This is a genomic window from Nocardia abscessus NBRC 100374, assembly GCF_000308455.1.
GTDB classification, from domain to species: Bacteria; Actinomycetota; Actinomycetes; order Mycobacteriales; family Mycobacteriaceae; genus Nocardia; species Nocardia abscessus.
Map to the genome: position 1 here is coordinate 1 of NZ_BAFP01000018.1, position 12,321 is coordinate 12,321.

The window sequence follows — 12,321 nt, forward strand, 5'->3', positions numbered from 1 at the left end:
CGTGCTGGCGGTGGCGGTGGCGCTGTCGACACTGCAATTCGACCGGCTGCCGTTCATCCGTTCCGGCGCGACGTTCACCGCCTACTTCGCCGACGCGGGCGGCCTGCTTCCCGGCGACCCGGTGCAGGTCGCGGGCGTGCGCTCCGGGCGGGTCGAGAAAGTCGGCCTGGACGGCGCGAAAGTGCTCGTCCGGTTCACCCTCGCGGAATCGATCGTGCTGGGCGAGAAGACCTCTGCGGCGATCAAGACCAACACGGTGCTCGGCCGCAAGTCGCTGGAGGTGACGCCGTCCGGACCCGGCGCGTTGCGCACCGACGACACCATCCCGCTCGAGCGCACCACCTCGCCCTACTCGCTCAACGAGGCGTTGAGCGACCTGGCGGGCACGGTGCACGACCTGGACCTGGACCGGGTCGACCAGACCTTGGACGTGCTCTCGGAAACGTTCGCCGACACACCGGCGCCGCTGCGCTCGGCGCTCGACGGCGTCACCGCGCTCTCGCGCAGCATCAACGCGCGCGACCAAGCGCTGACGGATCTGCTGAAGCGGGCGCAGAACGTCACGAAGATCCTCGCCGACCGCGGCAACCAGATCAACGCGCTGCTGCTGGACGGCAACGAGCTGCTCGGTGAGCTGGACCGGCGGCGCACCGCGCTCGGACAGCTGATCGTCTACGTCAACGGGCTGGCCCAGCAGCTGTCCGGCCTGGTCGCCGACAACGAGGCCCAGCTGAAGCCGGCACTCGACAAGCTGAATTCGGTGGTGGCGCTGCTGCAGCGCAACAAGCAGAACCTCGCCGACGCACTCGACGGGCTCGGCCCGTTCGCCGCCGCCCTGGGGGAACAGGTCGGCAGCGGCCCCTACTTCCAGGCGTACGTGGTCAATGCCGCGAGCAAGACGCTCCAGCCGCTGGTGGACGCGCTGGTGTGGCCGCAGCATCTGCCGAACGATCTGCAGAGCTACCTCACGCCGCCCCCGTCGATCGAACCCGCGATACAGGAGCCGCCGCGATGAGAGGGCCTTACCCGTCCATCCGTTACCCGTCTCGAGCCGTCGATATCTGGGCCTCGACGACGGGGGAGTCGAGTCTGGGGGCACGTGCATGCTGAACGTCGTACGGAAACTGCCTCGCTGGGCACTGGTGCTGGCCGCGGTGGTCGTCGCGGCGCTCGTGATCGCCGTCGCGTGGACCGGCCTGACCCGGATCGGAACCACCAAGGTCACCGCGTATTTCTCGTCCACGTCCGGCCTGTACGCGGGCGATGACGTGCGGGTGCTCGGCGTCAAGGTCGGCCGGATCGACGCGATCGAACCCGGCGCCGACCGGGTGAAGGTGACGATGACCCTCGACCGCGGCATCGATGTGCCCGCCGATCCGAAGGCAGTGATCATCTCGCCTTCGCTGGTCTCGGCGCGCTTCATCCAGATCGCGCCCGCCTACACCGGCGGCCCGAAGCTGGCCGACGACAGCGTGATCCCCCTCGAGCACACCGCGGTGCCGGTCGAATGGGACGACATCAAGGCGGAGCTGTCCAAGCTGGCCACCGCGCTCGGCCCGGTCGGCGACGACAAGCAGGGATCGTTCGGCCGCTTCATCGACACCGCCGCCGACAACCTCGACGGCAACGGGCAGCGGTTCCGCGACACCCTGCGGGAACTGTCGGCCACGTTGAGCACGCTGTCGGACGGCCGCACCGACTTGTTCGGCACGGTGCGCAACCTGCAGAAGTTCGTCGAGGTGCTGTCGGCGAGCAACGAGCAGATCGTGCAGTTCGGCGGACGGCTGGCGTCGGTGTCCTCGGTGCTGGCCGGAGTCTCCACCGACCTCGGTGCGGGCCTGGACAATCTGGACGCGGCGATCGTCGACGTGCGCCGATTCATCGACGGCAGCGGCGCCGAGCTCACCGAGGGTGTGCAGCGGCTGGCCGACGCCACCCAGGTGCTGGTGGACAAGCGGCCGGAACTGGAACGAGTCCTGCACTCCGGCCCGACCGCGCTGGTGAACTTCTACCAGATCTACAAACCGGCCCAAGGCACCCTGACCGGCGCGATCGCGCTGAACAACCCGGCCGACCCACTCGGGTTCCTGTGCGGTTCGGTCCGCGCGCTGGAGACCAACGACGCCGATCGCAGCGCCGACCTCTGCGCGCAGTACCTGGCGCCGGTGATCAACAGCCTGAGCATGAACTACGTGCCGATCATGACCAACCCGGCCAGCGGCGTGACCGCGTTCCCCGATCAGCTGGTGTACACCGATCCCAGTCTGGCCGGGCAGGTGGCGAACCAGACGCCGGCGCAGCCGCAGCCCGCTCCGGTGAGCGTGCCGGACGGCATCGCCGGACTGGCCATTCCAGGAGGAGTGCGATGACGCCGACGCGGCGATTGCGCCGCACCGCCGCCGTCGCGGTGGGGCTGGCGGTGGCGCTCGGCGTCTCCGGCTGTCAGTGGGACGGACTGAACTCGCTGCCGATGCCCGGCACCGAGGGCACCGGGCCTGGCTCCTACGAAGTGCGCATCCAGATGCCGAACGTGACCACGCTGACCCAGAATTCGCCGGTGCGCGTGCACGACGTGACGGTCGGCACCGTCTCGAAGATCGAGGTGGAGGACTGGCACGCGCTGGTCACCGTCATGCTGAACCCGGACGTGCATCTGCCGGCGAACACCGTCGCCAAGATCGGGCAGACCAGTTTGCTCGGGTCCAACCATCTCGAGCTCGCCGCGCCGACCGATCAGGTTCCCGAAGGTCAATTGAAGGCGGGCGACGTCATCCCGCTGGCGCGGGCCGGGATCTTCCCGACCACCGAGCAGGTGCTGTCCTCACTGTCGGTGGTGCTCAACGGCGGCGGCGTGGCGCAGCTGGAAACCATCACCCGCGAACTGAATTCCGCGCTCACCGGGCGGGAGGAGGCCATCAGGGACCTGCTGCCGCAGCTGAACGAGCTCACCACCAACCTGGACCGCCAGACCGGCGACATCATCGCCGCGATGAGCGGGCTGGACCGGCTCGGCGGTCAACTGGCCCAGCAGCGTGACGTGGTGGCGGCGGCCATCGAGCAGATCCATCCGGCGTTGACCGTGCTGGCCGACCGCAGGGCGAACATCACCAGGGCACTCAGCGCGCTGGGCGAGCTCAGCGACGTCGTCCGGCGCATCGTCGCCGACAGCGGCGACGACCTGAAGGCGAACCTCAACAGCCTCGTGCCCGCGCTGAAATCGCTGTCGGACACCGGCAACAACCTCACCGAGGCGCTGAAGATCCTGGCCACCTTCCCGTTCCCGATGAAGAACCTGGACCACGCCATCAAGGGCGACTATCTGAATCTGTTCATGACCGTGGACATCACCGGCAAGCGGCTGGATTCGAACTTCCTCACCGGAACGCCGCTGGGCGGGCGGTTCGGCGGCGTGGAAGGCGCCCTCGGCAGCTTCGCGCCGGGCACGGCCGCACAGAACGGTGATCCCGCCACCGGACCGTTGCAGGCGCCGCCCCCGGCGTCGAGTCAGCCGCCGCCGTCCATTCCGGGATTACCGCCGATACCCGGCCTGCCCGCGATACCCGGGTTGACCGTGCCCATGCCGGGCAACGCCGCGCCGCAAGGGGGTCCGGGACAGTGACGCTCACCCGGTTCGTTCGCGCCCAGCTGATCATCTTCTCCGTGCTGACGGTGATCGGCCTGGTGGTCATGGGCGGCACATATGTGAAGCTGCCCGCGATGTTCGGCATCGGCCGCTACGAGGTCACGGTGCAGCTGGCCGCGACCGGTGGTCTCTACCCGACGGCGAATGTCGCCTACCGCGGCACGAATGTCGGCGTGGTGAAGGAGGTCCGGCTCACCTCCGTCGGCGTCGACGCGAAACTGTCCATCGGCAGCGACTACAAGATCCCCTCCGACGTCGACGCGTGGGTGCGCAGCGTCTCCGCGGTCGGCGAGCAGTACGTGGACCTGGTGCCCGCCGAGAAGCGTACGGGCGGAAATCTGCGCGACGGCAGCGTGATCCCGGTCGAGCGCACCAAGCTGCCGCAAGACGTCGGTGCGCTGCTCGACCAGGCGGACCGGTTGCTGTCGAGCGTCGCGGACACCAGGCTGCGGCAGGTCATCGATGAGGCGTTCCTCGCCTTCAACGGCGCGGGACCGGACCTGCAGCGGTTCATCGACTCCGCGTCGCTGCTGGTGCAGGAGGCGCAGGCCAACGCCGAACCCACCAAACAGCTGCTCGACCAGATCGGACCGCTGCTGGACACCCAGACCCGCTCGGACGCCGCGATCCGTTCCTGGACCGCCGATCTGGCGACGGTCACCGATCAGCTGCGCGGCCACGACCCCGCACTGCGCGGCATCCTGCGCGAGGGCCCCTCGGCCATGCAGCGGGTGACCAACCTGTTCGACGATCTGCGTCCGACGCTGCCGCTGCTGCTGTCGAACCTGGTCAGCGTCGGCCAGGTGGCGGTCACGTATCACGCGGGACTCGAGCAGATCCTGGTGGTCTACCCGCCGCTGGTCGCCGCGCTGCTCACCGCGGTACGCGGCCCGCTCGAATACGGAGCCCTGGTCGATTTCATGGCGGTGGTCAACGACCCGCCCGCCTGCACCACCGGCTTCCTTCCGCCGGACCAGCGCCGCTCGCCGAGTGAACTCGACACCCCGCCCACCCCCGCCGGCCTGTACTGCAAGGTGCCGCAAGACGCTCCCGAGGCGGTGCGCGGCATCCGGAACACGCCGTGCGCCGAGGTGCCCGGTGTGCGCGCCCCGACGCCGGAAATGTGCCGGACCGGGTACGTTCCGTTGGGGGACAATCCGCCGTTCGGGCCGCCGCAGCCGGTCGCGCCCGCGGCAGCGCCCGCCGATGAGCCGCCCGTAGTGGCGCCGGCGAGTTACGGCGGCGCCACACCAGCCGCCGCCCGAGCGTACGACCCGGACAGCGGCGTCTACATCGGCCCCGACGGGCGGACATACCGACAGGGCGATATCGGACCGAGCGGTTCGGGCACGGTACCGTCGAGCTGGCAGGCGATGCTCGAGGAGCAGCAACAATGAGTGAGAGCAACGGAGAAGGTCACCGCTCGCGGCGGCGTGCGGTGCGCTCGGCCGGGCCCCCGGTCGAGGAAGACGCGACCCCCACCGACGCCGAGACCGCGACCGCGACCGACGCGAAGGTCGTGACCGCCACTGATGCGAAGACCGCGGCTGCCGATGACGCGAAGACCGCGGCTGCCGACGAGGCGAAGACCGCGCCAGCCGAGGTATCCGCCGTACCCTCCGCCGGCACCGTCGTTGCGGACAACGAGCCGAGTTCAGTCGATGCCGAGTCGAGCCCGAGCGTACCGGCCACGGACGACTCGACCGCCGATGCGGGCGAGGCGACGGTCACCATGACGAAAGCCGCTGCCGAGTCGTCGTCCACCGAGCAGAAGCCCGGCGCGAGCAAGAGCCGCCGCCTGCCGCGCATTCTCGCCATGGCAGCGGCCGCGCTGCTGGTCATCGCGCTCGTCTGCGGCGCGACCCTCTCGGTGCTCGCGACGCGCTCGGCACACGAACGCGACGAGCGCCGCGCGGAATACGTGGAAACCGCCAGGCAGGCGATCGTCAACCTGACCACCATCCGCGCCGATTCGGCGAAGCAGGACATCGACCGGATCCTCTCGCTGGCCTCCGGCGAGTTCAAAACCGAGTTCGACGGCCGGGTGGATCCGTTCACCAGCATCGTGCAGCAGGCCAAGGTGGTCTCCACCGGCGAGATCGTGGAGGCCGCGCTGGAGAGCGACGACGATCGCTCCGGGCGGGTACTGGTCGCCGCCAAGCAGTCGCTGACCAATGCAGGCCAAGCCGAGCCGCAGACCAGGTACTACCGGTTCCGGGTCACCGTCTCCCGCGGCGATTCCGGGCTCACCGTGTCCGATGTGGAGTTCGTGGCATGAACGGTCAGGCCTGGAGGCGGCAGCGGAGCGTGACCACGGAAGGCCCCGTTCATGCCGGAGAGGACGCAGCATGAGCATGAACGGAATCAGAGGCAGGATCCTGCTCGCGCTCCTCGGGGTGGTGGTCGCCGTGGCCGCGGTGATCGGCGGCGTCAACGGTTACCGCTACTGGGACGACCGGCAGGCCGAGCAGTCGCGCAAGGACGCGGTCGCGACGGCGGGACGCACCGTCGAGGCCATGTTCACCTACAACCCGCAGACCGTGGACACCGAGCTGCCCAAGTCCGCCGACAACTTGACCGGCGACTTCCGCGCGGACTACCTGACCCTGATCGAGAAGCAGATCGCGCCGGGCGCCAAGGAGAAGCAGCTCACCGTCACCGCGACCACGCAGGCAGGCGGTGTCATCTCCGCAGACAGCTCGCATGCGCAGGTCCTGCTGTTCCTCAACCAGGTCATGACCAGCAAGGACAGTCCGCAGGGCACCACCACCGGCAGCCGCGTGCGCGTCGCCTTGACGAAAGCGGACTCGCGCTGGCTGGTCGAAGCGGTCACGCCGGTCTGAGCAGGGCGGAGCCCTGCGGCTCGAGGCGCTAGGACGACGAGGCGCTAGGACGACTCCGAGGACGGCCGGCGCGGCAACCGCACCGTGAACGTCGTCCCGGCCTCGGTCGAACTCCGCACGCCCACCTCGCCGCCATGCGCGGTGACCAGCGCCTGCACGATGGACAGGCCGAGCCCCGTGCCGCCGCTCGTTCGCGCGCGGGAGGTATCGGCACGATAGAAGCGCTCGAAGACGCGTTCGGCGTCCTCGGGCGGCAGGCCCGGCCCGGTGTCGGCCACTTCCAGCAGCACGTGCTCGGGGTTGGGCGCCAGCGTCACCGTCACCGTCGCGTCGGGCGCGGTGTGCGTGACGGCGTTGTTCAGCAGATTGCCCAAGACCTGACGTAGTCGCGCCTCGTCGCCGACCACCTCGAGCGTCCCCTCGCCCGGCTCGATGGTCAGCTCGATGGTGCGGACGGGTCCGTCGGTGTGCCCGGCGGCGACCACGGCCCGCGCGTTGTGCACCGCGTCGCTGGCCACGGCGAGGAGGTCGACCGGGCCCAGTTCCAGCGGGCGCTGGGCGTCCAGCCGCGCGAGCATCAGCAGGTCTTCCACCAGCACACCCATTCGCTGGGATTCGCGCTCGATGCGGTCCATGAACGTGGCGGGATCGTCCGTGGCGCCCTGGCGATACAGTTCGGCGAACCCGCGGATCGTCGTCAACGGGGTGCGCAGTTCGTGGCTGGCGTCGGCGATGAAGCGCCGCATGCGCTCCTCCGACCGGCGCGCCGCCTCCTCGGAGGCGGCGGTCGCGGTGAACGCGCGCTGGATCTGCGCCAGCATCCCGTTCAGTGACCTGGACAGCCGATCGACCTCGGTGTTCGTGCCCCGCACCGGGACACGGCGGTGCAGGTCGCCGCGGGCGATGGCGGCGGCGGTGCTCTCCACCCGGCGCAGCGGCCGCAGACTGCGCCGCACCACGAAGTACGCGATCACCGCCAACACGGCCAGGACGATCGCCCCGACGATCAGCTCCAGCATCACCAGCCGGTGCACGGTGTCGGTGTTCTGCGTGAGCGGCAGCGCCACCGTCGTGGTGCCCTCCGGTGTACGCACGGTCAGCGCGCGCCACCGGATCGGACCTCCGTCCGTGGAGCCGACCGTGTACGGACCCGTCCGTGGCGTGGTCGGCAGATCGGGTTCGGCGTCGTCGACACCGAATGCCTTCAGGAAGACCGCGCGCCCATCGGTGCGTAGCGAGCGCACGTAGAACTGGCTGGGTGCGTGGCGTGGTTCGGCAGGCAGCACCGGCGGTGGCGGCCCTCGCCTGGCCCATTCCATCGCGCCCTCATGCAACTGCTGGTCGGTACGGTCGGTGAGCTGCTGTTCCAAGGCCGAGGTGACCACCATGCCGGAGACCAGCAGGCCGAGGCCGGCGGTGAGCACCAGAAGAACCATCAACGTCACGCGCAGCGGGACCGAGGAGAGCAGGCCGGAAATCTTCGCGCGCGCCGTGACGATCCGGCCCGGGCTCATGTACCGCTCTTACGGTGCGGCGCGCGCATCACGTAGCCGACGCCGCGCAAAGTGTGGATCAGCCGGGTGTCGCCCGTGTCGACCTTCTTGCGCAGGTAGGAGACGTAGGTCTCCACCACGCCGACCTCGCCGCCGAAGTCGTAGCGCCACACGTGGTCGAGGATGCGCGGCTTGCTCAGCACGGTGCCCGCGTTGACCATGAAGTAGCGCAGCAGCGTGAACTCGGTGGGCGACAGCGCGACCGGCTCGCCCGCCTTCCACACCTCGTGGGTGTCGTCGTCGAGCTCGATGTCCTCGAAGCGCAGACGCGAACTCTCCCGCTGTGGCGCGGCGTGACCGGCGCGGCGCAGGATGACCCGCAGCCGGGCCACCACTTCTTCCAGGCTGAACGGCTTGGTGACGTAGTCGTCGGCCCCGAGGGTGAGGCCGGTGATCTTGTCCTGCACGTCGTCGCGCGCGGTCAGGAACAACACGGGCGCGTCCACCCCGTCGGCGCGCAATCTGCGCAGCAGGCCGAAGCCGTCCATGCCGGGCATCATCACGTCCACGATGAGCGCCTGGGGGCGGAAGGTGCGCGCCTTGTCCAGCGCTTGGGCGCCGTCGGCCGCGGTGTCGACCTCGAAGCCCTGGTAGCGCAGGCTCACCGCGAGCAGTTCCACGATCATCGGCTCGTCATCGACCACCAGGACCCTGGCTTCGGGTGTCTGCTGCACGGACGCACCATTCATGGCTTCATGGTCCGGTATCCGCCTGCGAAGTTCCTGGACCGAAGCTGGGTGGTTCCTGTGAACGCGGGACTCAGCGTGGTTCGCGGTCCTCGGGGTAGACGTCGTCGTCGGTGAGCAGCGCGCTGCCCGCGACCTGGTCCTGCGCCAAGGCGTCGAGGAAGGCCCGCGCCCAGCGATCGACGTCGTGGGCCAGCACCTGCCTGCGCAGCGACCGCATCCGCCTGCGCTTGACGTCGCGCTCGTCCTCCAGCGCGGCGACGATGGCGTCCTTCACGTCGTCGAGGTCGTGCGGGTTGCACAGGTATGCCTGCCGCAGCTCGGCGGCGGCGCCGGTGAACTCGCTGAGCACCAGGGCGCCGTTGAGCCCGCTGTGACAGGCGACGTACTCCTTGGCCACCAGGTTCATGCCGTCGCGCAGCGGCGTCACCAGCATGACGTCGGCGGCCACGAAGAACGCGATCAGCTCGTCGCGTGGAATCGGGCGGTGCAGGTAGTGCACCACCGGATAGCCGACCCGGGCGAACTCGCCGTTGATCCGGCCGACCTGGCGTTCGATGTCGCCGCGCATCTGGATGTAGCTCTCGACCCGCTCGCGGCTCGGGGTGGCCAGCTGGATCATGACGGTCTCGGAGGGATCGACCCGGCCATCGATGAGCAATTCCTCCAGCGCGTTGAGCCGGATGTCGATGCCTTTGGTGTAGTCCAGCCGGTCCACGCCGAGCAGGATGTTCTTCGGGTTGCCGAGTTCGGCCCGGATCTTGGCGGCGCGCTCGCGCACCGACCTGCGCCTGGAGTGTTCGTCCATCTCCGTGGAGGCGATCGAGATCGGGAACGCCCCGACCCGCACCGTACGGAACCCCACCTGGACGACGCCGAGCTTGGAGCGCACCCCGACCGAGCCCCGCGAGGTGGGCTGGCCGGCCAGCCTGCGGGCCAGGTAGAGGAAGTTCTGCGCGCCGCCGGGCAGGTGGAAGCCGATGAGATCGGCGCCGAGCAGGCCCTCCACGATCTCCGTCCGCCACGGCATCTGCATGAACAGCTCGACCGGCGGGAACGGGATGTGCAGGAAGAACCCGATGGTCAGGTCGGGGCGCAGCATGCGCAGCATCTTCGGCACCAGCTGGAGCTGGTAGTCCTGGACCCACACGGTCGCGCCCTCGGCGGCGACCTTGGCGGTGGCCTCGGCGAAGCGCCGGTTCACGGTGACGTACGCGCTCCACCACCTGCGGTCGTAGACCGGCCGCACGATCACGTCGTGGTACAGCGGCCACAGGGTGCCGTTGGAGAAGCCCTCGTAGTAGTCGGCCACCTCTTTCGCCGACAGCGGGACCGGATGCAGCTCCAGGCCGTCCTCGATGATGGGTTCCACGTCGACGTCCGGGACGCCCGCCCAGCCGACCCAGCCGCCTTTGTTGTTGCGTAGGACCGATTCCAGGGCGGTCACCAGACCGCCGGGGCTGCGTTTCCACCTGGTGCTGCCGTCGGGCAGTCGTTCGAGGTCGACCGGGAGCCGATTGGCGACGACGACGAAACCGGAGCCCGCGCCGGAGCCGGTGGTTCCCGCCGCGGTGTCAGCAGTCGAGGTTTCTCTGGCGTGCTCGGAGTCGTCGGACGGGTTCATCTGGTCCACTCACGCATCCTTTGCGCGTTGCTGTATCCCGCTGGAGTTGTGTAGTCGACGTCGCCGTTGGCGTCGAGAACGAGGTTATTCGCCTCGAGCGTTCGGTCCAATACCCAACATGGACAACAACATCCGGCATTCATCCGCGTCCTCGGCGTATGCAGCGACCACCCGCTGCGCCTGACGCGCGGTTTCGTCGGCGAGCGGTTCCAGATCGTCGTCCGCAATGTCGTTCGCGCTGCCCTTCGCGGCCATCGTCAAGTCCTCCCGGCTTTAGTGCGCTCTTACCCTGCGAAAACTCAATGGTATGCGACGCTGGGAGGTGCGCCCGCCGGGGCGTTGGCGCAAGCGTGGCACGCGCTACCAGGGCACCCCGGTCGGTGCGTCGCCCCTGCCGGTCCCTATACCGTGGGGGAGCAGCACCAACTCCACGAAAGGGTCGACATGCCGCTGGCCACGGTGAACGGGATTTCCCTCAACTATCAGGTGAAGGGCGACCGCGCCAGGGGCACCGACACCAAGGGCTCCGCGCCGCTCGTCGTCATGATCATGGGCACCGGCAGTCCAGGCCGGGTGTGGGAGCTGCACCAGGTTCCCGCCCTGGTCGCGGCCGGTTACCGGGTGTGCACGTTCGACAACCGCGGGATCGCGCCGTCCTTCGAGGCGGCCTCCGGCATGACCGTCGACGAGCTGGTAGCAGACACCGCGGCCCTGATCGAGTTCCTGGACGAGGGCCCGGCGCTGGTGGTGGGCACCTCGATGGGCGCGCGCGTGGCGCAGGAGCTGGCGCTGGCCCGCCCCGAGCTGGTGCGCAAGGCGGTGTTCATGGCCGGGCACGGGCGCCTCGACCAGTTCCAGAAGACGCTTTCCCTCGGCGAGCACGAGCTCGACGCCGCCGGGGTGAAACTGCCGCCGAAATACGAGGCGGCGATCACCGCGGTCATGAATCTCTCGCCCGCGACCATGGCCGAGCCGAACGCCGCGCGCGACTGGCTCGACCTGTTCGAGTTCACCGGCGGGCCGGTCTCGCCCGGCATCAGGGCGCAGCGGCGGATGGACCACGATTTCGATCGGGTGCAGGCCTACCGGGCGATCCGCGTGCCCTGTCTTTCGATCGGTTTCGCCGACGACCGGATGATTCCGCCGTATCTGTCCAGGGAGATCGCGGACGTGATCCCGGGCGCGCGGTACCAGGAGGTACCGGACGCGGGGCATTTCGGATATTTGGAACGGCCGGAGGCGGTCAACAAGATTCTGCTGGACTTCTTTGCGGGCTGATTGCACGTCGGCGAGGCGACAGCGTAGGTAACTGCCCAGGCGTAACGTCTTGCTTGCTAGTGTCGAAACAACGCTCGGGGTCTCTCGGCGCCAGGGGTTGGCAGCAACCCGGCACCGTGTGAACCAGGAGCGATCCCGTACATAGCGCCAGTATCCAGTGAGGTGAAATTGAGCACCAACCCCTTCGATGATGAAGACGGCCGCTTCTTCGTCCTGGTCAACGACGAGGAACAGCATTCCCTGTGGCCCGCCTTCGCAGAGGTTCCGGCCGGATGGCGAGTCGTGTTCGGCGAGGACAGCCGCGCTGCCTGTGTCGAGTACGTGGAGAAGAACTGGACCGACATGCGTCCGAAGAGCCTGCGCGACGCCATGGCCGCGGACGATGCGGCCCGGCAGGGCGCCCAGTCCTGATCGGTCCGCCGGGTGCCGCGCCCACCGCGCGGCAGGTTCGCGGCTCTGTCTCGGCGCACGCCCGAGCGACCGCCGCCCGTGACTTCGTCGTGGGCGGGCCGGTCGCTCGGGCCTGAGCGGGGCCGTGAGCGAGCGATGCTCGATCTCGCTTCACTCGAAAGCGGTTGTCGGGTCGGGTCGCGTTCATTGCCGAACGCGGATTCCGTTTGTCACACAGACGGCGAGCCCGGTTATGATGACAACCGCTTTCCCGCCTCCTTAGCTCAGTGGTAGAGCACTCGCC

Annotated in this window: 12 protein-coding genes; 8 read left to right on the forward strand and 4 right to left on the reverse strand. The window is 68.9% G+C overall.

Annotated features, from left to right (window positions below):
• Position 1: 1 nt before the first annotated feature.
• The 6 genes from ON19_RS03125 (at position 2) to ON19_RS03150 (ending at position 6,486) form a co-directional block, all read left to right on the forward strand.
• On the forward strand, positions 2–1,015 hold the full coding sequence (locus ON19_RS03125; protein ID WP_051168481.1) for an MCE family protein: 1,014 nt from the start codon (positions 2–4) through the stop codon (positions 1,013–1,015).
• A gap of 88 nt (positions 1,016–1,103) precedes the next feature.
• Positions 1,104–2,369 (forward strand): MCE family protein, encoded by a 1,266-nt coding sequence (locus ON19_RS03130; protein WP_043686405.1) that lies wholly within the window; start codon positions 1,104–1,106, stop codon positions 2,367–2,369.
• Entirely contained in the window at positions 2,366–3,619 is a 1,254-nt protein-coding gene (locus tag ON19_RS03135; protein WP_043686408.1) for an MCE family protein, read from the forward strand. The genes ON19_RS03130 and ON19_RS03135 overlap by 4 nt, the downstream gene beginning before the upstream one ends.
• Positions 3,616–5,040: an MCE family protein gene (locus ON19_RS03140; protein ID WP_043686411.1), complete on the forward strand. Its 1,425-nt coding sequence runs from the start codon at positions 3,616–3,618 to the stop codon at positions 5,038–5,040. The genes ON19_RS03135 and ON19_RS03140 overlap by 4 nt, the downstream gene beginning before the upstream one ends.
• A complete protein-coding gene (locus ON19_RS39900) occupies positions 5,037–5,921 on the forward strand; it encodes an Rv1363c family protein (protein ID WP_051168482.1) in 885 nt (294 codons plus the stop codon). The genes ON19_RS03140 and ON19_RS39900 overlap by 4 nt, the downstream gene beginning before the upstream one ends.
• A gap of 70 nt (positions 5,922–5,991) precedes the next feature.
• Entirely contained in the window at positions 5,992–6,486 is a 495-nt protein-coding gene (locus ON19_RS03150) for a hypothetical protein (protein ID WP_043686415.1), read from the forward strand.
• A 44-nt stretch (positions 6,487–6,530) separates the two neighbouring features.
• Here the strand turns inward: ON19_RS03150 and ON19_RS03155 are convergent, their stop codons facing one another.
• The 4 genes from ON19_RS03155 to ON19_RS42770 form a co-directional block, all read right to left on the reverse strand.
• A complete protein-coding gene (locus ON19_RS03155; protein WP_051168483.1) occupies positions 6,531–8,000 on the reverse strand; it encodes a sensor histidine kinase in 1,470 nt (489 codons plus the stop codon).
• Positions 7,997–8,728 carry a response regulator transcription factor gene (locus tag ON19_RS03160; protein ID WP_043686418.1) on the reverse strand — a complete coding sequence of 244 codons (732 nt, stop codon included), beginning with the start codon at positions 8,726–8,728 and terminating at the stop codon, positions 7,997–7,999. The genes ON19_RS03155 and ON19_RS03160 overlap by 4 nt, the downstream gene beginning before the upstream one ends.
• Positions 8,729–8,798: 70 nt before the next feature.
• Positions 8,799–10,349 (reverse strand): alpha,alpha-trehalose-phosphate synthase (UDP-forming), encoded by a 1,551-nt coding sequence (locus ON19_RS03165; protein WP_051168485.1) that lies wholly within the window; start codon positions 10,347–10,349, stop codon positions 8,799–8,801.
• An 84-nt stretch (positions 10,350–10,433) separates the two neighbouring features.
• Positions 10,434–10,604, reverse strand: a complete 171-nt coding sequence (locus ON19_RS42770) for a hypothetical protein (protein ID WP_169334155.1) — start codon at positions 10,602–10,604, stop codon at positions 10,434–10,436.
• A gap of 189 nt (positions 10,605–10,793) precedes the next feature.
• Here ON19_RS42770 and ON19_RS03170 point away from each other — a divergent pair, with 189 nt between their 5' ends.
• Both ON19_RS03170 and ON19_RS03175 read left to right on the forward strand, forming a co-directional pair.
• Positions 10,794–11,627 (forward strand): alpha/beta fold hydrolase, encoded by an 834-nt coding sequence (locus ON19_RS03170; protein WP_043686424.1) that lies wholly within the window; start codon positions 10,794–10,796, stop codon positions 11,625–11,627.
• Positions 11,628–11,795: 168 nt separating this feature from the next.
• A complete protein-coding gene (locus ON19_RS03175; RefSeq protein ID WP_011207082.1) occupies positions 11,796–12,038 on the forward strand; it encodes an MbtH family protein in 243 nt (80 codons plus the stop codon).
• Positions 12,039–12,321 lie beyond the last annotated feature (283 nt).